The following is a 17,918-nucleotide window of genomic DNA, read 5'->3' as shown; positions in this document are numbered from 1 at the left end:
CGGACTCTCTGTACGTGGTCACTCGCCGAAGAGCAGTACCTGAGCTATGTCGAGGTCAGTGCGGACAGCTGGTACCAGGTACGTATTCCGGGTCCGCGGTACTCGTACGCGAGCCCCGGGTGGGCTCAGCTCCTCAGCTCGCTGGGGTCGTAGTCGCCGACGCAGCGGGCCTCATCAAGCAACCGAGTCCGGCACCCCCGGGCGGGGCCGGCTGGAAGCACTCACGCAGAGCGGCCAGGTTCTGTCTCTTTGGTCAGCGCCGGGTCCAGATGAGGATGCCTGCGACGTGGAGTGCGGCCTGGTAAGCGATCGCGAGCTTGTCAGTTCGTGTGGCCATGCCGCGCCATTGTTTGAGGCGGTTGATGCACCGCTCGACGGCGTTCCGCTGCTTGTACGCGTCCGCGTCGAAGGCGGGTGGACGGCCGCCGAGTCGGCCTCGTCGCAGGCGGTGACCGACTTGGTCGGAGGGCTGCGAGATGACCGCACGGATGCCCCGGCGTCGCAATCTTGGTGCGGCTGGAGAGAGACGGGCTCGTCCAAGTGACGAAACGGCCATCCGGGGTCGGTCCGCCGCGCAAGTTCTATGCGCTCAACGACGTCGGACGCGAGGAACTCGCGAAGTTCCGGGCGAAATGGCAGTACCTCGCATCGCGTATCAACAGGCTCAAAGAGGGCGGGAGATGAACCCCTGGGAGAAGGTCACAGGCGGCGATCTCACCAGGGATTGGGAGGCGTTCGAAGCCCGGGTCGAGGACCTGCCGGACGACTACCGGACGGCGTGGAGGCAGATCGTCGCCCATCTCTTCCCGTACGGAGACTTCACCGGCCGCAACCTCACGCCGATCCTCGACTCCGCGCTGGGGCTGCTCGAAGTGTCGGCAGCGGATGGGCAGAGCGTCCACGAGGCGCTCGGTGACGACGTCCGGGGCTTTTGCACGGCGCTGGCCGGCGGAGCAGGGGGCCCGGACGTATCGCGACCGGTGGCGCGAGCAGTTGAACAGGAACGTCGCAAGGAAATTGAGCAGGCTGGGAGGCTGACGTGAGCATCCAAGACATCAACGAAGGCAAGAAACAGTGGTGGGCGAACATGGCCCGGGTCAAGGCGCTCCCACCCGACTATCAGATCGTCTACAAGGAGATGCAGAAGTACCTGTTCAAGGTGGGCCCGGTCAGTCTCGGAACTCTCCTACCTGGAATCGTCCACTTCTTCGAGGAGGGCGCCGCCGAGGGCAAGGGAGTTTGGAACTCATCGGCACCGACGTCGCCGCGTTCTGCGGCGACCTGATCAAGGACTGTCCCACCTACGCGGAGTCCTACCAGGAATCCCTTAGGCGTCATCTCACGTGGCGAGTTTGACGAGCCGCTTGTAGCAGATCAGGGTGGCGGCAAGGCTGAGAAAGGCAGCGAAGTACCGGCTCTTGCGTTCATAGCGGATTGTCAGGCGCCGGTAGTTGAACAGCCAGGACATGCTGCGTTCGACCTTCCAGCGGTAACGGCCCAGGCGTTCGCTCCACTCGATGCCACGTCGCGCGATCTTGGGTGTGATGTTCCGGTTCCGCAACCAGCGGCGGATCTCCGGGTAGTCGTAACCTTTGTCTGCGCGGAGTTTGGCCGGTCTGCGGCGTCGGGTCCGCGCCGCGAGCGCACGGCGGGGAGAGCCGCGACCAGAGGCTTGAGAGCAAGGCTGTCGTGGGTGTTCGCAGCAGAGACTGCGGTGACCAGCGGCAGGCCCTGGTCGTCAGTCAGTATGTGGAGCTTGGCGCCGGGTTTGCCCCGGTCGACCGGATTCGGCCCTACGAGCTGGCCCCCCCTTTTCGCCCGGACCGAGGCAGAGTCGACCAGAGCAGCGGACCAGTCCATCGCCCCCACGGCACCCAGTCGGTCGAGGACTTCGTTAGGAGGCGCCGCCAAAAGCCGGCCCTTGTCCAGGCAGCAAACCGGCGGTGCGCAGTGGCCGGGCTCACGCCGAAGCAGGGCGGCAAGCGACGCCAAGCACACGACGTGGTCAGCGCGTACACGATCGCGCAGAACGCTTTCCGGTCCGCCACCGGAGCCGTTCCACCGCCCTGCCGACGTGGCTTGAACGGCGGTATCAGCGGCGCCGCAATCTCCCACAGCCCGTCCGGAACGAGATCGCGATCAAGATCCACAGCCATAGCTGGCGATCATGCCTCAAAGCGGTTACGTCCCATGCCGGCCCGTCCGAGAGGGCGACGGCTGCCCAGCCCGGTCTTCTGACCTAACCCGCGTGATCGACTACGACGAGTCCGGCCGCCCTATGGTCCAGGTGGGAGACTCCGGGCCCGCACGCCTACTGCTCTCGGAGCCGACCCGGCGGTACGAGGACGAACCAACACTGGACTTCCTCGTCAGGGCCCGCGGATCCTGGGGAAGTGTCGAGACCTCGGTGGAGACCTGGGACGGTGACGGTCTCGACACCTTCCTCGCCTCACTTGCCGAAGACTTCCGGGGCTGGGAAGGAGTGCGCACCTGGCACTCCCCCTGCTACGACCTGACCCTCTCAGCGGAACACCACCCTGGTGGCCACGTCCGATTGACGTGGGGAATCCGCGACCGGGCACCCTCCGAGGAATGGCAGTTCGAGACCACCACGATGCACGCGGCAGGGGAGGACATGCGCAACCTCAGTGCCGAGATCCAGACGCTCATCGCGAGCGTCGCGGAGTAGCTGAACGAACCCCGAAATCGGCCCCCACCACATGAGATGACGCCTTAGTGGGGAGCCCGGCGCGGCCAGGAAGTGACAGCCGCCGGACCGGCCTTGACGCTGCCGGGTTCCACCACAGGGTCCATGGCGTCGGCAGCACGCACACCATCGCATGGATGCCACCGGCCTGCCGCGCGGGCGCCTGACCGGCCTCACGCTGAAGGGTGAGGACCTCCTCGATACCGGCGAGGTCGCCCAGCAGATCAGTCTCGACACCGCCCGTTAAGCCCGCCTGGTGGCCGAAGCCGCCATCGACCGCGTGCGCGACAAGTACGGGCCCGGCATGATCGGCCCCCCCCGGTCAAGTACGGGCCCGGCATGATCGGCCCCCCCGGTCGCCGCCTTCCGCCGCGCCTCATGACCTGCCACCGTCGCCCCGTGGGGAGGCGAGGTCGAGGTGCTGCTCGATCCACTCGGCTGGCACCAGCTCTGTTGGCGGCGTGCCGAGTTGGGCGGCGGGGAGTGACCCCGTGGCCGGGGCAGTGTTCAATGGCAACCATGGTGCGTCGAGGATCGTCTTCCACTGCCGTTGTCGCCGTAGCCGTCGCTGTCGTGTTCGCCGCACTCACGTCGTGTTCCTCGGATCCCTCTGACGGGTCGCCAGTTGAGGGCCCCGGTGGGTCCGACACCGGGGCATCGGCGTCCAATACCCCGGCGTCGGATCAACCGTCGCCCTCTCCGACCGGGCCGTGCGCCGACGGGAGGTGCGAGATCAAGGTCGCCGTGGGGGACGTCGTGACGGTGCCGGAAACGTACGGGCTCGGGCCGATCGAGGTGACGGCCATCAGGGGCGGCGAGGTTGAGATGGCCGCGCAGCTGACGGGGTCGGGTTTCAGCGTATCGGGCTGTTCCGGTGGGGGCGGCGTTTCTTCCGGCGGCGGAGGCGGTGTGAGGCTCACCTGCGGTGAGGGGCCCGCTGCCACCATCAACGACGCCATGAGCCTGAAGGTCGCCGAAGTTCTGGACAAGGCCGCCGTCCTGCGTATCGAACCCGCCGGGTGACCGCAGAAGCAACTCGACGAGGCCGCGTTGTGCCACCTGCGCACCGTGGCCGACCAGCTGATGGACGGTCTGACTGCTGCGTAGGAAGCGGGCGCCTGGATCGATAGGCGGGGTTGGGCTGCCCGCCTCTGGCTGTGGGGGTGGGAGTTGGTTGTGGGGGTGTTGGGGTGTGGCTGGGGTCCGGTGGTTGGAGGTGCAGGTTCCGCTGCTTCACCGGGCCCCAGCCATGGGGCCTTGTGCCCGGGAGGGTGGTGGTTACACCGTTTGCCCTGGGGGATGCCTTGAGACTCGACAGGCCTGTGGGCCCCGGGTGTTCCCGGGGCCCACAGGCCGGCTGCTGTGTTGTGGGTTACCAGCGATACCAGCGGCCCTTGCGGCCGCCTGTGCCCGCACTGCGCAGCACGAAGCCCAGCAGCCAGACGACCAGCACGATGACGGCGATCCACCACAGTGCCTTCAGTGCGAATCCCGCGCCGAAGAGGATCAGAGCCAGAAGCAGGACGAGAAGCAGGGGAACCATAGTTATCAACCTCCGTTGCTCCTCGTGCCCGGCGATTCGAAGAACACACGGCCGATCTGCCTGGTTTCTTCACCGCGCTTACGGGAACTGGGCTCAGTTTCGTCACCGGCATTCACCTCAAGCGGGACAAGCTGGCCCACGCCCTGCTCGTCCGGGCCCCGGTGGCGCAGTTCCCGCCCGAGGGGCGATCTTCTCGGTGAGGTCCCAGGTGGGAAATTCTCGCCGCTGAGTACGCGGGAGAGATGGCTCGCGGACACTGGGACGCGCACCCCGACTGACGCAGCGGAATGCCGCTGGCGATCTGCAGCCGGGGCAGGATGGGGGAGAACTGGTGCGTGGCGCGCAAGGAGGGTTGGTCGGGCACGCCTCGGTCGTCAGTTCGGTGCGGCTCGCGCTCCTCGGGCGACGCCGTTCACGCGTTCAACCTGGGGCGCATAGAAGTGGCCGGAAAAGGCGGTGCGATCCAAAACTGTAGTGCGCACACATCGGGCTAATGCCATGCTCACGCCATGAGGAAGATCATTCCGATTGGGGTCACCGCCCTGACCACCGCAGCTCTCCTGGCCGGTACAGCCCTGCCCGCGCAGGCCAGACCCGCCCCGGTTGTCCCGCACCCCTGGGACAGAAGGGTCAAATGCACGTCGACCGATGACGACGGGCGTAAGATCGTCACCCGATACGGCAACTCCGACTTCGGTTGGAACCACTTCACCCACCGGCACAACATCAAGAAGTGTTCGACCCTCAACGCGGCACTGAAAGACAAGGTCGACAAGGACGACGGTGAGGGACGCCTGGAGTACGAGGGCGTCGCCATCAGGACCGGCGGGCGCCCGGCGCAGGTTAGGTTCGTGGTGATCGTTCAATACTCGCGTAAGACCAAGGACAAGAAGTACGACGCCGGCCGCGGAGAGAAGATCGGCGTCATCAACGCCTTCTGCCGCAACCAGCCGCACAACAAGTGTCCTGCATGGATGAACCAGTGATCGACTCTGAAGACCGTGAGCAGCAGGCGGCGGTCAGCCGCCTGCTGCTGTACTACCTCAACAGCCCCCTGGCCGAGGGCTGCCGGCTTCGCGGAGTTCTGCCCGCGTCCGGCGCCGTCCGGGTTGCCGTCCATGCCGGTGACGACGAGGACGGCACCACCTTCCTGTACGAGATCCCCCACGACACCGTTGCCCCCTACTACATCCCGGGCATTTTGCGCACCGTGCTGGCGGGGACTCAGCTCTACGGCACGAGCGACATCAGCGAAGCCATGGGGATGACCGTCATCCGCCTCCACCCCGAGGAGATCACTCCGGACCCGGAAGCCGAGTACGGCCAGACCCTCACCGTCGTACGCGCCTTGTCCGAGCCCGACGACGACGAGAACCCTTTCCTGATCGGGTTCCTGATGCTGGGCGACAGCCTGTTGCGCCTGTACGTCCAGCATCCCGAACACCCAGGAGCCGTCGGCGTCGACGTTCGCCTGACCGACGCGACCACCGCCCTGATCGCTTCCCTTCCGAGTCTCATCGAGGAAGCGCAGCACCAGAGACCGTCTCTGGACGACCCACACTGCGAGCTCCTCGTGGACCTGACCAACTGGTAGAGCATCCGAATGAGGGCGGCTACATGAGGCGTTCCAACCAGATGAAGGCGAGGCCGATTGCTCCGGTGCCGATGCCGTAGCAGGCGCCGCGCAGCATGTGGGACAGGGCGATGCGCCGGCGGCGGGCGATCCACTGCCGGAGCGTGGTGCCTCGTTTCCTGCCCGCGCGGGGCGGCTGGTGGTTAGAGCTCGTAACACGATCTTGTTGGGGGCTTCCAGGCGGGTTTGGCAGGTGTGACGATTCGGCCGGTCCGCGGGGATGAATACCCGGTGGCGGGTCTTCATCCCTCAAGGGGGGCAGGGGCACCGGTTGAGCAGCGACGTCGTGATCGCGACGGAGGACGAGGCCAGGGCGGTCTCGCCGTCGTCGATGTCCCATAAAGAGTTCTGCAGCAGGCTCCTGAGCGTCCAGCCGGTCGCGCGAACGCGGTCCAGGCCGAGGACCTCCGTGAGTAGGTCGAAGCGGCGCCGCACGACGCGCAGCGCATCGTTCTTCGTAACGACGTCGTCCCACCGGCTGTCCAGGGCGGGCCAGAGGTCGAAGCCGGGGTCCCCGGCGAGCGGTTCGGGATCGGTGGCGATCCACGGCTCACGCTGCGCGGCGAGAACGTTGCCGTAGTGCAGATCCCAGTGCAGCATCCGGTCTCAGGGCTCGCCTGCAAGCTCGGCCACCGCCGACGCCCAGCCGCACAGGAGTTGCCGGTCTGCCCGGTCAGCCAGAGCTTCAACCGCCTTGGGAACCTTCTCCAGCATCTCAGCGGTGATGTCGCCGAGGCTGCGCAGTCCCTGGGGCGCAGGGACGCGGACCAGCCGGGCCTGAAGCTCGGCGAGGATGCCCATCGCAACGTCGTCGTCTTCGATCGAGGTCAGCGTGCGGGCAGCGTTCAGCCGCTCCAGGAGCATGGTGCTGGTTTCGGGGTCGTGGTCGAGCAGCCGCACCATCCCGTCGCCGTTCCAGGTACGCAGTCCGATGAGTGCGGCAGTGGTCTCCTCTCTGCGCATCTGCGGTTTGAGGACCGCGCGCGTGCCGTTCCTACGCAGCACCGGCAGCACCAGCGAGGCTTCCCCGGCTCCGACCGCGCCGTCCCGTTTCAGCTCCCAGCGGTCCAGGCATTCCGCAGCGAGGGCCGGCAGGCCGGCGATCCAGGCCCGGCCATCCTCGCTGAAGCCTCTGGCGTACGCCACCGCCAGAGACTGCGGGACCTCGACCGCTTCTAACGTGCTCAAGTCATGTGTCCTTGAACGGCGATCGCGTTTCCCGCTGCAACCCACCGGACCACAGGGGACGGCCATGCCGTCGTCCGCCTTCACCAGCCATCTTCCGCTGTCGATCACGCCCGATCACGGCTGGCTTTCTTGAGGCGTCTCCAGCAGATGAGGCCGCAGACGAGGGAGACGAGGGCGTCGTGCAGGTCGAGGCGTCTTTCCCAGCGGACGGCAAGGCGTTTGAAGTGGTGCAGGAGGGAGAAGGTCTGCTCGCCTCCGGGTCCCGGCCGCTGTGGGAGCTGCTGCGGGCCGTTCCGCCCCCGAGGCGGCCCACGTCTCTGAGCTGAACTGCGGAGCTTGGAAGGCTGCCGCCTTGTGGTTGAGCGGAACCCGGCAAATTTGCCCGGTTCCGCTCAACCGCAAGGCCGTTCTCCGCACCTCGGCGCATGGGTCAGTCGAGGATGCGCAGGTCGATGTCGGGCTGGCAGTGGGGGCAGGCGGGGAGCCCGGAGGCCAGGAGCCGGCGGGCTTCGTCGCGGTTGACGGCCTCGGGACTGGTAAGCCCGCATGTTGAGGTGTCGTGTATTCAGCGGCTGGGGCCGGCCTTTGATTACTGACTGTCGACGGTGACGGTGGTCCAGCGCGGGTCAATGTGGCCCAGCCATGCGTCTTGGTCGTCCGCCAGTGGTTGCTCCAGAGGGAGGGGGAGGAACCGGCAGGCGAAGATAAGACCAGCGTCCTCTCCATCGCCCTTGACGTGGTGGTTCCACGCATCGCGGGTTTCTGCTGATGCTTGCAGAAAGAAGAACGTGGTTCGTCGTGGTTGACCGGTGTCAGGATGGGGCTTGCCCTCCACGGCAATCTGTCGGACGACCGTGGCTGTCAGCAGACCAGTTTCCTCGGCGACCTCTCGAAGGACCGCATCTTCCAGTTCTTCGCCTGATTTGACTCCCCCCGCAGGAACTTGGGTGCCGGCCTCGGGCATACCGATGTGGTCGAAGACCAGAACTTCGGGGACGGCGCGGTTCCGGATGACGTATGCGGCGACACGGATTCTGGGTCGGGTCATCCCGGCATTGTCAGTCATCTGCGCCGTTCATGGTTGCCAGGGGCGTATCGGCTCCAGGTTCCTCCGGCTTCAGTGACCAGGCGAGTGGCTGTCTTGTCGTGGTAACCGAGGGCCTTCGCGATGACGGGGGCCGGGGCCTGGAGGACGATTTGGCGGATCGTGGAGGTCCTGCCGCGCTGCGGCGGGACGCCGATCTCTCGCAGGTGGACTTGGAGGCTGACCGGGTTCATCGGCTGTCCGGGCTGGCGGCCGGGGAAGAGCCACTGTGAGCTTCTGCTACTGGCGTAGGGCAGGTGCTGGCGGGACTGGATGTAGGCCCGCATGAGGTCGGCGACGGGCTCCGGCAGCGGGGACGGCGGGTCTCCTAGCCGGACGGCGACGGTGGCCCCGTCGTCGAGGACGTCGTCGACCGTGAGGCGGACGATGCGGGTGACGGGTTGCGCGTAAAGGAGAACCAGCGCGGCGGCGACCCGGGCTCGCAGGGGCAGAGAGTCGTCGTTGAGGGCACGCCGGAGAATGGCGAGTCGTCGGTGCTGGTGTAGTGGCGCTTGGTCCTGGTTGATGACCTGGGGTGGCAGAGTGAGGCGGGACATCCGGCTCGTCTTCATGCACCAGCGCAGGAACGTCTGGGCCGGGCGCCGGGTGGCCAGCTTCTCCGTGTGCCAGGCGTCGAGGTCGGCCTGCTGGCAGTGTTCGATGGTGCGGCCTCGGTCGGCGAGCCAGGTGAGGAAGGCGCCGGCCTGGGTGATCTCTTGTTTCGTCTGGTTGGTCTGGGAGCGCCCCAACAGCCCTTTCTCCGCCTTGCTCCGCAGGCGCCGCATCTGGTGCCAGGTGGCGAAGTGCTGAAGATGACGACGGTGGTCGGGGTCCTCGATAGCGGCGAGCCGTTCGGTCAGCCAGCGCTGATAGAGCATGAGCTGCCGGTCGACGCGTGGCAGGACGCCGCTGTCCATCAGCAGGTCACGCAGGTGGACGACAGTGCGCCAGGGTGTTTCCTGGTGCAGCCCGTCGTGGGTGAGTGGGACGGTGCCGGTGGCCAGGTCCCGCAGGAGGCGGACGACGTTGGGGTTGCGGAGCCAGATCAGGCGGCTCTTGGGCCGGTCCATCTCCAGCAGGGCATTGGCCAGCGGTTGCAGTGAAGGAGCGACACGGCCGGTGCCGTCGTCGAGGAGTCGGCCGAGAGTGTCGGCGAGGGTGCAGCGTTCGCAGAGGCGCCTGCCGAGCAAGAGCCCTTCGAAGCCGCAGCGGTCGCAGAAGAAGTCGCGGGTGATGCCTGCGCAGTCGCGGCAGACCGGTGCACCAGCGTCGTTTCTGCCCGGCAACAGTCGGTCAGTTCGGCAGCCGGGGCAGCGGCCGCGGACGCGCATCGCGCGTTCGTAGCAGGTCCGGCAGATCGAGCCGTCTGACCACTCGGCGGACTTCGCCGCCCGACGCCCACAGCGTGCGCAGGTCCGGACGTGCCACCGCTCGTACTCCTCCGGCGTCACTGCTCATCCCTCGGGTGTCAGGCGGACCCGTGTCGGCCGCCGGGCGGCCAGATTGATCGGCGCCTCCTCGCCGGCGGCGCGTCGGGCTGGGAGGTTCTGGGCCGAGGTGGCGATCAGGTCGGTGGGTGTGCAGTCGAGGATGTCGCAGAGGGTGGCCAGCACCGGCAGGGAGAGCCGTTCCGGGGTGCCGGAGACCAGGCGGTGGACCTGGGAGGAGGACAGTGTGATGCCGCGTTCGGTCAGGTGCGGCATGAGCTCGGCGACGGTGAACATGCCGCGGGCGGCCATCAGTTCGCGGAGGCGCCACCGGTAGCTGATCTGGCGTGGCATCAGGAGGTCCTTTCCGGCCGCAGAGCGGCCTCGATGGTGGCGTCCAGGACGCGGCGCAGAGAGCGGGTGCGGAAGTCGGAGGAGACGCAGGTGTAGATCGCGGTGGTCGAGGCGTGATCATGGCCGACCTGCTGCTGGACGAACAGCGGGTCGTGGCCGTCCTCGATCAGGTGGGTGATGTAGGACCTGCGCAACGAGTGGAACTCCAGCGCGGGGTCCAGACCGACGGCGTCCCGGTAGGCGGCGAAGCGGGAGTCCAGCCGTTGAACACCGACCCGAGGGCCTCGCTCGGACGGCCAGAGAGCCCGACTGGTCGAATGCCGCATCCCGGGCCGCACCTCGGTGATCCATTCATCGATCGTGCCGGGCGTCCAGTGCCAGACGGTCAGCACGCTGCGACGCTTGGGCGGCGAGCCCTTCTTGGCCTTGCCGTAGCGGACCAGCAGAGTGCCGTACTCGCCGAACTCCCGGCCCTCCGGATTGCGACCGAAGTCGGTGAGATCCAGCATCCGGGTCTCGTTGCGGCGCAGGCCGTAGGCGTACGCGGTCTTGAACAAGGCGGCGTCCCGGAAGGCCGGCAGCCAGCCCTTGCGGCCCTTGCCGCGGACACGCAGGACCTCCTCGTCAGCGTGGTCGAAGAACGCTTCCAGCTCGGGTCTGGTGAAGGCCCGGCGTTCCGGCTCGCCCTCGGCCTCGTCGGCGTGCGTCGCGGCGTTCCAGTCGTAGACCACCTGGACGGGGTGGGTCCCGAAGTACCCCAGGCACTCCTCACCCCAGCCGTAGGCCGGGTTGGTCAGAAAGTCGCAGAACTGCCGCACCGAGCCCTGGTAGTTGCGCAGGGTGGAGCGGACGCAGCCGTGCACGGCCCGCAGATCGGCCGACCATTCGTCGACGTGCTGTGGCGTCCACTGCCACGGCATCGCATCGGCGTGCCGGGTGAAGGCCCGGACCGTGCGTTCCTGGTCGTTGACGTATCCCGGCGAGAGGTTCCGGGCGAGCTGTTGGTTGCGCCAGCCCTTGATCATCGCCTCGAAGACCTGCTCGTCCGGCCGCAGCAGCGGCAAGCCGTCGATCAGGTGCAGCCGAGCAGACCCTGGAACGAGGCCGTCCCCACCCATCCGCCATCACTCTCCGTCTTTCGCATCTGACGCGAGAATTTCGCATCAGATGCGACTCGGGGGAGTCTTCGCAGTTCAATCGCTCGAAGGAGTGAGATCCGCAGATGTTCACCGACAAGACCGCTACGGTTCAATCAAGGTCGACGCCCCTGGTGGGCCGCTTCTGTGTGGGCCTGGGCTTGCCTTCAGGACGGGTGTCGCGTATTCGCATCCGATGCAATTGGCGCCGGTAGGAAATTCGGTACAGCGGATAACGCCATGGCGATGATCTCGGTCAGGTCGATACTCCGAGGCTGGTGACGCGGTTCTCGTACTCGCGCCGGGCCTTGCGCTGAGCAGGAACCGCCGGGTGCGATGTGCCGGTTTGGTGTCGGTGGCTTGGTGTCAGTGACGGCACGTCAGGTCGGCGTGTTTCCGCTGGTGGGGTGCTGAACAAGGGCGGGGTCACTGCCGTGGGGCGGTGTGTGCGGCGGCTGCGGCTGTCATGGGGCGGTACACCCCGCTCCGTTCCGCTGTCTTGGGAACGGCACTTCTGATCCTTCCGAGGGCTGTGCGGCATCACGGTGGTCGGTGTCGGTGTCCGCCGGGGGAAGGGTGTGGGGTGGGGGAGTCGGGTGCGTGGGGTGAGGTGACGGCGGGGTTGAGGGTGTCCAGGCCGGTGCTGGTGGCGCGGCTGCTGGAGCTCGATGCGGTCGGGGCGTTGACGACGGCGCACGTGCGTGCGGGCGCCCAGGTCGGTGGGGTGAATGCGCGGACGGTGTGGCGCTGGTTGGAGACTGCGCGGGCGGAGGGCCGCGTGGAGCGCAGGCCGCGGGCGCGGCTGGAGTTGTCCGAGCAGGCGTGGGAGGTGCTGGCGCAGGCGGGCGGGAACGTGTCGGTGCTGCACCGGCACCTGAAGGATGCCGGGGGAGAGGTGCCCTCGCTGGCGTCGTTGTACCGGGTGGGTGCGCCGGGACCTGGAGGCCGGAAGAGTCCTGCCGGACCGTGCGGTGGTGCGGCGGGAGCGGGAGGAGCAGCGGACGCGGCGGGCGCTGGCTGACCTTGCCCTGGCCGGGCCGCGTGAGGGCGGTGCGGTGACGGGTGTGGCGTTGTCGGCGGGGGCGCAGCTGGTGCGGACGTCGTCGGTGCGGGCGGTGGCCGAGGCGGTCGGGCAGGCGATGGCGGTTCAGGGCGCGGTGTGTGTGTTCGGCTGTCGCGGGTCGTTTTTTGTGCGTGGTGTGTGCCCTCTGAGCTGGACTTTCTCAGTTTTAGTGGTTCGTATTTTGGTGCTGATAGTGCTGTTGAGGGCGGCCTGACGGGGTTCTGTTGGTTGCTGGCCTGGGGTTGTGCAGTTTGCCTGGGTGGCATGCAGATGGATTGGGCCGCTACTTGAAGAAGGAGCGCGGGCCCTTTCTTTCAGGGTGGTCAGGTGGTGGTGCCGTTGTGGGGTGAGGGTTGGCTGGGGCGGTGCTCGCGGAGTGCTTGGAGGATGTTGGCGTGGTGTTCGTCGGCAGGGCTGTTGCCGGTCTCGGCCTGGAGGAGGGGGTCCAGGCGTGTGTAGAGGTTGTCGAGGCCGAACATCGCGTCGAGGCTGGCCAGGACACTCTCGTCGATCAGACGGAACGGGCGTGAGGTGGGGTGGAGGAGTTTGCCCAGGAGGGGGAGGGCATCCCATCCGTTGTTGAGGCGTTGGCGCAGCCAGGGGCGCAGGGTGCTGGGGTGGGTGTGGCGCCACATCCAGATCAGGTCGGTGTCGGACTCGGTGAGTTCCTCAGCGGGTCTGCCCGTGGTGGGCGCGAGGTGCTGGGCGATCTGCTCGGTTACGGTGTCGCGGGCCTGAAGAGACCAGTTTTCGGTGGTCTGTACTTCTTCGGAGTCGTTGTCGTCCGCGTTGGTGGCGCGGTGCAGGGTCCGCGTTGCGAGGACTGCTCCGTCTGGGGTGGCGGCCATGGCGGCCAGTACGGGGGCTCTTTGTTCCGGTGGGAGGTCGGTGAGGAGGTCCCGGGCCAGGAATTGCATGCTCATGCCGCTGTTGACCAGGCCCATCATTTCCGGTTCGGCGGTCAGCTGCCCGTAGCTGTCTGCCATGGCCTTCAGCAGCGGGGCGGCGGGGACGGAGTTGCCGGTGTTGCGGCGCTGTTCGATTCGGCGTGTGATGCGGTGGGTGTCTTCGCGGAGGCGGAGCAGTAGGTCCGCTGCTGCTTCTTCGGGGGTGTCGGCAGCCAGTTGGGCCAGGGCCTGGTCGAAGACTGTTTCGGGGAGGTCGTCGTCGGGGATGCCGAAGACCATGTACCGGTCGAAGTAGTCGGCGCTGCCGATCCCACGGCGCTGGGCGGTGGCTTTCGTGTCGCTGCCGTTGCCGAGATCCTGCTGGACTGTGGGGAACATCTGGGCCAACAGGCTGAGCACGCCTTCGATGTGCTCATCGGCCACGCCGGCTTCGCGCAGGCGGCTGCGCCAGCGTTCGGCTCGTTCGCCGGGCTGTTGTGTGCTGCGCCGTTGGGCTGGGTCGATGCTGCTGCCGGTCAGTACGGCGCGGTGCCGCTTCAGGAGTCGGTAGACGCCAGGCTCGTTGGCGCGCAGGAAGGTGACGATCAGGAAGTCGACCAGGTCTACATTTCCGGCGAGGGAGCCGAGGGTGGCGTCGGCCTGCCCGAAGTAGCGTTTGACGGCCCGTGGCGTCTGGAGCCTTTCTTGCAGGTGCCGGAAGTAGGCCGGAGAAGCGTCGTTCCTCGCCTGGTGTCATGGACAGGCTGTGGGAGTCCAGCAGGGTGTTGAGGGCGCGGATACTCATGGCGGCGGCGTCGCGTTCGCGGAATGCGGGAAGGTCGAGCCGCACCTGGATGATCTTTTCCAGGAACTCGCGGGCCCTGCCCTCGCTGTTTCCTACGAGGTCGCTGCGCTGCAGGACATCCAGCAGCGTCTGCTCGTCGAAGCTGATCAGGTAGTAGACGTTCGGTAGATGGCCTACCAAGCGCACCAGCTTGAAGACGAGGAGCAGTTCGTCGGGGGTGAGGCGGTCCAGGTCGTCCATGACGACCAGGACGGGTTGCCCCGCCTGCCGCAGGGCGTCTTCGGCCTTTCGTTTGGCGGCCGAGGCGCTGGTGTCGCCAGTGATGCGGTCGCTGAACGACTGGATCAAGCCCTCCGAGTCCAGGCCGGCCAGCGCGGTGAGCTTGCCCAGGGGGCTGATGGCTTGTCCGAAGCCACCGATCCTCTGGCGGACTTCCGACCAGCGCTCTTCCTTGGGAAGGGCGGCGCGGATCTCGCTGAACAGCGCGGCGGTCAGCGATTCCAGATCGGAGCTACAGCCATGGGTTGAGCTCCGCGATCAGCCAGTCCTCGCCGCCGTCCTGTCGCTGCAGGAGGCGTATCACCTTGCCCAGGACCGTCGACTTTCCAGAACCCCAGGAACCGATCAAAGCCAGGACGCCGGTTTCGGTCTGAGCCCGAACGCGCCCCAGCAATTCCACCGCGTGCCGCGCGTACTGTTCACGCCCCAGCAGGTCGGACCCCTCGTCATCGAGGAACGGTTCGTCGTTGAAGAAGCGCGCGTCGCTCATCGGCATAGCGTGCCTGACCGCGTTGTTGCCTCGCTGCAGATTGGTCGAGGCGGTCAGACGTTCGGGTGGATGCCGATGGTGGTGAGGAGGTGTTGCTGCTGGGGGTGGAGGGTGTTCCAGCGGGTGCGTTGCTGCTCGGTCCATTGCTTCAGGGTGGGGGAGTAGGGCTGGCCGTTGATCTGGTGCAACTTGGCCTGTTGGTAGGTGCGTTGCCAGGTGTGGGGCCAGGGTGGGTTCCACCAGGGGTCGAGGGTGTCGAGTGCGTGGGTGGTGGTGGGGGCCAGGCGTCCTTGTCGGGCTTTGCGGCGTGTTTGTACCAGCCAGCGGCCCAGGGGGAAGTCGTCGTGGTGGGTGTCGGCGCTGGGGGAGAGGTGGCCGTGGGCCTGGGCGTAGGCGCGGGCGTGGTCGAGTCCGGGGCTGGGTGGGTAGACGCGGCTGGTCCTACGCCGTCGGCCGGCGGTGTCCGCGGTGCCGGGCGCGATTCCCAGCTCGGTTAGGAGCTTCTGCTGTTGGGGGCGTAGACGGTTTCGGGCGGTGCGCTGTGCGGCCGTCCACGCGCGTACGTCGGCCGGCGGGCCGCCTGGCCAGGCCTGGGTGGTGCGGGCGCGGGTGCAGGCGCGCTGCCAGGCCAGGTCCCAGGGCGGGTTCCACCACGGGTCGATCGCGGTCAGGGCCTGGTGGCGGGCGTTGGGGGTGGTCTCGCGTCGGGCTTGTTGGCGTTGGTCGTTGAGCCAGCGGCCGAGGGGGAAGCCGTCGTGGACGGTGGAGTAGGCCACGGCCAGGGTGTGGTGGGCGGCGGCGTAGGCGCGGGCATGCGCGAGTGCGGTTTCGGCGTAGGGATTGAGGGGCCGGGTGCGGGCGGCCTCGTGGGTGAGGCCGATGTTGGTCAGGAGGCGCTGCTGGTCGGGGTGGAGGCCGTCGTAGTGGGTGCGCTGCAGGCGTAGCCAGGCGCGCTGGGTGGGGGCGAAGCTGCGGAAGTTGTGGTCGGCGTCGAGGTGGTGGCCGGCCTTGATCTGGTCGTGGATGTGCTGCCAGGCGCGCTGCCAGGCCAGGGTCCAGGGCGGGCACCACCAGGGGTCGATCCTGGCCAGCGCTTTCGCCGCGGCAGAGGGAGGTGTACCCCGGTCGGTACGGGCGTGCTGCCGTTGCCGGCGCAGCCACCGTCCGAGCTGGAAGCCGTTGTGGACGGTGCCGATCGCGGCAGCGAGGGTTCGGTGCGTCGCGTGGTAGGAGCGCGCGTAGCCGAGTCCGACGGCGAAGTCGGCTTCGCGTTCGGCGGGTCGTGCGGCGGCGCTGCGGGCCTGGTCCGCGGTGATTCCGATGCGAGTGAGGAGGTTCTGCTGGTCGGGCTGGAGGGTGTCGTACTGGGCGCACTGGGTGGTCAGCCACGTGGCGAGCGCGCTGGTGATACCGGGGAATCCGGCTGCGGTGTCCAGGACGTGGCCGTCTTGGACGCGGGTGTGTGCCTGGTGCCATGAGCGCTGCCATTCCAGGGTCCATGGCGGGTTCCACCAGGGGTCGATCGCCGACAGTGCCAGCGCGCGGGGTGAGGGGGTGCCGTGCCGCAGCTGGTGGGCGCGGTCCTTGCTGCGCTGGTTGGACAGCCACTGCCCCAGCTTCAGCCCGTCCTGGACGGTGTCGGCGGTCGCGTTGACCAGGCTGCCGTGGGTGTCGGCGTAGGCGCGTGCGCAGGCGAGGACACGCTGGAAGTGGGTGGCCATGTGCTTGCGGCGGGGCCGGGCGGCTCGGACGGTCTCGTGGGTGAGGCCGATGTCGGCCAGGAGGCGCTGCTGGCCGGGATGCAGGTCGTCGTAGCCGGTGCACTGGTTGTACAGCCATTCGCCCAGGCCGAAGGTGGTGGTGGGGAAGCCGCGTTCGGGCCGCAGGCCGCCCCTGGCGCGGGCATGGTCGCGGGCTTCGTAGTAGGAACGCTGCCACATCACTGTCCATGGGGGTCTCCACCAGGGATCCAGCGCCTCGAGTTCCGCGACGTGTTCGGGGGGCATCGCGGGGAATTTCCGGTGATTTGACAGCCATCGGCCGAGCGTGAAGCCGTTGAATCGCTCGCCGATCGGGGCGGCGAGGTGGCCGTGGACGGCGGCGTAGGCGCGGGCGTGGGCCAGGCCGGTAGTGAATGCCTGGTCCGAGGTGTGCCGGAGCCCCAGGTGCAGCCGCGTTGCGCCCGCCGTCTCTTCCGGCTGCTGTGCGGCGTTGCGGTAGGCGGTGAGTTCGCGGGCGATGGGGCGGGGCCGGTGCGCCATGTGCAGCATCCACAGACGCTCGGCGACGGCTGCGTCCGCGTCGGCCCGTACTCGCTGCTGCACCCACACCAGCAGGGGACCGGCCGAAGTTGAGGCGATCCGCTCGGGCAGCCACGGCCGCCGCGTGACCCGCGCCAGCTCGGCGACGAGTTCCGGGGCGTGCGCGAGTGTGTGCGGCAGGTGCCCGCCGGTGTCGGTGAGCAGCCGCTGTCTGGTGCGGTTGTCGGTGAGGACCGAGGCGAGGGCGACGGCCTCCGGGTAGGTGACCGCGTCCCGCACCAGCAGCCGCCACCAGCCAGGATCAGCCCCCGGCGGAGCGGCCCGGCGTTCCCGGCGCGGCCACTGCTCCTCCTCGGGCCACCGCTGCGCCCACCAGGAGACGGCCACGGCATGGGCGACCTCGAACGCCGCGACCGCGTCCGGCCGATGGCGCAGCAGGTCTCGGTGCTGCCGGTGTGCCGAGAGCAATTCCGGCAGCCTGGTCAGATCGATCTGCTCGGTGTCGACCGGCACGCCGTCGACCCAGTGGGTGCCGAGCATCCAGCGCCGGTGGCGTGGGCAGATGCGGGTGTGCGGTTTCAGGTACAGCCGGGTGGGCTTGGTCCGTCCGGTGCGTGCGGCCGTGCACAGTCGGCAGCCTTCTCCCGCGGCCGGCACTACGCTCCCGAAGCGGAACCGCCCGGCCGCCCCCTCCCCGTCCGGCGCGAGGGGCTCCTGAGCGGCCCAGGCGGGCAGGGCCCGCCCAAGGATCTCTTCGGGCACGCGGCAGAACACCGATATGCGGGCCCGGGCTTCGGCGTTGAGATACATCTCGCCGTCCGTCCGATACCCCTTGAACAGGCCTCCGCCGACCTGGAGGAGTGCTGGGATGAGGTCTCGGACGCCGAGTCGGTAGCGGTCGGCCAGCCGGTCCAGGTACGACAGGTTCGTCTCGCCCTGCAGTGGCGCGAGCCGTACCGGCCCCGGTCGTGCCGCGGCCGTACGCGGCGGCTGCGGCTGTCGTGGAAGAGAGTCGTGCATCAGGGAGCAGAGGTCGTTCCTGGCGGGCTCGGATGTACCGG

The 17,918-nt window shown here is 67.9% G+C and carries 15 protein-coding genes and 6 pseudogenes; 8 read left to right on the top strand and 13 right to left on the bottom strand.

Going from position 1 to position 17,918, the window contains the following annotated elements:
- Positions 1-253: 253 nt before the first annotated feature.
- Positions 254-517 (bottom strand): annotated as a pseudogene (locus tag ACFCXS_RS35620) (IS5/IS1182 family transposase); the annotation flags it as partial.
- On the opposite strand from ACFCXS_RS35620, the pseudogene ACFCXS_RS35615 reads away from it, so the two are divergent.
- The 3 pseudogenes from ACFCXS_RS35615 to ACFCXS_RS35605 form a co-directional block, all read left to right on the top strand.
- Positions 505-684 (top strand): annotated as a pseudogene (locus ACFCXS_RS35615) (PadR family transcriptional regulator); the annotation flags it as partial. The pseudogenes ACFCXS_RS35620 and ACFCXS_RS35615 sit on opposite strands and share 13 nt — an antisense overlap.
- Positions 681-1,038: pseudogene (locus ACFCXS_RS35610) on the top strand (DUF1048 domain-containing protein). The pseudogenes ACFCXS_RS35615 and ACFCXS_RS35610, both read left to right, overlap by 4 nt.
- Before the next feature lies 1 nt (position 1,039).
- Positions 1,040-1,356: pseudogene (locus tag ACFCXS_RS35605) on the top strand (DUF1048 domain-containing protein).
- Here ACFCXS_RS35605 and ACFCXS_RS35600 read toward each other — a convergent pair.
- Positions 1,340-2,156, bottom strand: a pseudogene (locus tag ACFCXS_RS35600) (IS5 family transposase). The pseudogenes ACFCXS_RS35605 and ACFCXS_RS35600 overlap by 17 nt on opposite strands.
- Before the next feature lie 122 nt (positions 2,157-2,278).
- Between ACFCXS_RS35600 and ACFCXS_RS35595 the strand changes: the two are divergent.
- Both ACFCXS_RS35595 and ACFCXS_RS35590 read left to right on the top strand, forming a co-directional pair.
- Complete coding sequence (locus ACFCXS_RS35595; RefSeq protein ID WP_376647579.1) at positions 2,279-2,689, top strand: DUF6228 family protein; 411 nt, start codon at positions 2,279-2,281, stop codon at positions 2,687-2,689.
- A gap of 762 nt (positions 2,690-3,451) precedes the next feature.
- Positions 3,452-3,730 carry a hypothetical protein gene (locus tag ACFCXS_RS35590; protein WP_376647502.1) on the top strand — a complete coding sequence of 93 codons (279 nt, stop codon included), beginning with the start codon at positions 3,452-3,454 and terminating at the stop codon, positions 3,728-3,730.
- A 349-nt stretch (positions 3,731-4,079) separates the two neighbouring features.
- Here the strand turns inward: ACFCXS_RS35590 and ACFCXS_RS35585 are convergent, their stop codons facing one another.
- On the bottom strand, positions 4,080-4,250 hold the full coding sequence (locus ACFCXS_RS35585) for a hydrophobic protein (protein ID WP_376647501.1): 171 nt from the start codon (positions 4,248-4,250) through the stop codon (positions 4,080-4,082).
- 509 nt (positions 4,251-4,759) lie between these two features.
- Here ACFCXS_RS35585 and ACFCXS_RS35580 point away from each other — a divergent pair.
- Together ACFCXS_RS35580 and ACFCXS_RS35575 are read left to right on the top strand one after the other, a co-directional pair.
- Entirely contained in the window at positions 4,760-5,236 is a 477-nt protein-coding gene (locus tag ACFCXS_RS35580; protein ID WP_376647500.1) for a hypothetical protein, read from the top strand.
- On the top strand, positions 5,233-5,844 hold the full coding sequence (locus tag ACFCXS_RS35575) for a hypothetical protein (RefSeq protein ID WP_376647499.1): 612 nt from the start codon (positions 5,233-5,235) through the stop codon (positions 5,842-5,844). Before ACFCXS_RS35580 ends, ACFCXS_RS35575 begins: the two co-directional genes overlap by 4 nt.
- Before the next feature lie 288 nt (positions 5,845-6,132).
- On the opposite strand, the pseudogene ACFCXS_RS35570 reads toward ACFCXS_RS35575, so the two are convergent.
- The 6 genes and pseudogenes from ACFCXS_RS35570 to ACFCXS_RS35545 all read right to left on the bottom strand — a co-directional run bounded on the left by ACFCXS_RS35570 (position 6,133) and on the right by ACFCXS_RS35545 (position 11,054).
- Positions 6,133-7,071, bottom strand: a pseudogene (locus tag ACFCXS_RS35570) (aminoglycoside phosphotransferase family protein).
- A gap of 430 nt (positions 7,072-7,501) precedes the next feature.
- Complete coding sequence (locus tag ACFCXS_RS35565; protein WP_376647578.1) at positions 7,502-7,636, bottom strand: DUF6233 domain-containing protein; 135 nt, start codon at positions 7,634-7,636, stop codon at positions 7,502-7,504.
- Between the two features lie 24 nt (positions 7,637-7,660).
- The gene (locus tag ACFCXS_RS35560) at positions 7,661-8,119 is read right to left on the bottom strand and encodes an NUDIX domain-containing protein (RefSeq protein WP_115069673.1); all 459 of its coding nucleotides are present in this window, start codon (positions 8,117-8,119) and stop codon (positions 7,661-7,663) included.
- A gap of 14 nt (positions 8,120-8,133) precedes the next feature.
- A complete protein-coding gene (locus ACFCXS_RS35555; RefSeq protein WP_376647498.1) occupies positions 8,134-9,345 on the bottom strand; it encodes a hypothetical protein in 1,212 nt (403 codons plus the stop codon).
- A 264-nt stretch (positions 9,346-9,609) separates the two neighbouring features.
- Entirely contained in the window at positions 9,610-9,936 is a 327-nt protein-coding gene (locus tag ACFCXS_RS35550; RefSeq protein ID WP_119582293.1) for a helix-turn-helix transcriptional regulator, read from the bottom strand.
- The gene (locus tag ACFCXS_RS35545) at positions 9,936-11,054 is read right to left on the bottom strand and encodes a tyrosine-type recombinase/integrase (RefSeq protein ID WP_376647497.1); all 1,119 of its coding nucleotides are present in this window, start codon (positions 11,052-11,054) and stop codon (positions 9,936-9,938) included. The genes ACFCXS_RS35550 and ACFCXS_RS35545 overlap by 1 nt, the downstream gene beginning before the upstream one ends.
- Before the next feature lie 646 nt (positions 11,055-11,700).
- Between ACFCXS_RS35545 and ACFCXS_RS35540 the strand changes: the two genes are divergently transcribed.
- Positions 11,701-12,093, top strand: a complete 393-nt coding sequence (locus ACFCXS_RS35540; protein ID WP_376647496.1) for a hypothetical protein — start codon at positions 11,701-11,703, stop codon at positions 12,091-12,093.
- A gap of 365 nt (positions 12,094-12,458) precedes the next feature.
- Here ACFCXS_RS35540 and ACFCXS_RS35535 read toward each other — a convergent pair whose 3' ends face one another.
- Genes ACFCXS_RS35535 through ACFCXS_RS35520 form a run of 4 tightly spaced genes read right to left on the bottom strand, consistent with a single transcriptional unit; the run spans position 12,459 to position 17,877 of the window.
- Positions 12,459-13,466, bottom strand: coding sequence for a hypothetical protein (locus tag ACFCXS_RS35535; protein WP_376647495.1), 1,008 nt, complete (start codon positions 13,464-13,466; stop codon positions 12,459-12,461).
- A complete protein-coding gene (locus ACFCXS_RS35530; RefSeq protein ID WP_376647577.1) occupies positions 13,456-14,298 on the bottom strand; it encodes a P-loop NTPase fold protein in 843 nt (280 codons plus the stop codon). The genes ACFCXS_RS35535 and ACFCXS_RS35530 overlap by 11 nt, the downstream gene beginning before the upstream one ends.
- A gap of 40 nt (positions 14,299-14,338) precedes the next feature.
- Complete coding sequence (locus ACFCXS_RS35525; protein WP_376647494.1) at positions 14,339-14,596, bottom strand: P-loop NTPase fold protein; 258 nt, start codon at positions 14,594-14,596, stop codon at positions 14,339-14,341.
- Between the two features lie 53 nt (positions 14,597-14,649).
- On the bottom strand, positions 14,650-17,877 hold the full coding sequence (locus ACFCXS_RS35520; protein ID WP_376647493.1) for a Helicase associated domain protein: 3,228 nt from the start codon (positions 17,875-17,877) through the stop codon (positions 14,650-14,652).
- Positions 17,878-17,918: the final 41 nt, after the last annotated feature.

It is taken from the genome of Streptomyces sp. NPDC056373, from assembly GCF_042262425.1.
In the GTDB taxonomy this organism is placed as follows: domain Bacteria; phylum Actinomycetota; class Actinomycetes; order Streptomycetales; family Streptomycetaceae; genus Streptomyces.
Note: the sequence above shows the minus strand (reverse complement) of the source record. Positions and strands in the feature narration are given on the sequence as shown.

Coding starts and splice junctions, on each gene's coding strand:
- ACFCXS_RS35595 (WP_376647579.1), top strand. CDS start 2,279: ATGGTCCAGGTGGGAGACTCCGGGCCCGCACGCCTACTGCTCTCGGAG.
- ACFCXS_RS35585 (WP_376647501.1), bottom strand. CDS start 4,250: ATGGTTCCCCTGCTTCTCGTCCTGCTTCTGGCTCTGATCCTCTTCGGC.
- ACFCXS_RS35580 (WP_376647500.1), top strand. CDS start 4,760: ATGAGGAAGATCATTCCGATTGGGGTCACCGCCCTGACCACCGCAGCT.
- ACFCXS_RS35560 (WP_115069673.1), bottom strand. CDS start 8,119: ATGACCCGACCCAGAATCCGTGTCGCCGCATACGTCATCCGGAACCGC.
- ACFCXS_RS35550 (WP_119582293.1), bottom strand. CDS start 9,936: ATGCCACGCCAGATCAGCTACCGGTGGCGCCTCCGCGAACTGATGGCC.
- ACFCXS_RS35545 (WP_376647497.1), bottom strand. CDS start 11,054: ATGGGTGGGGACGGCCTCGTTCCAGGGTCTGCTCGGCTGCACCTGATC.
- ACFCXS_RS35525 (WP_376647494.1), bottom strand. CDS start 14,596: ATGAGCGACGCGCGCTTCTTCAACGACGAACCGTTCCTCGATGACGAG.
- ACFCXS_RS35520 (WP_376647493.1), bottom strand. CDS start 17,877: ATGCACGACTCTCTTCCACGACAGCCGCAGCCGCCGCGTACGGCCGCG.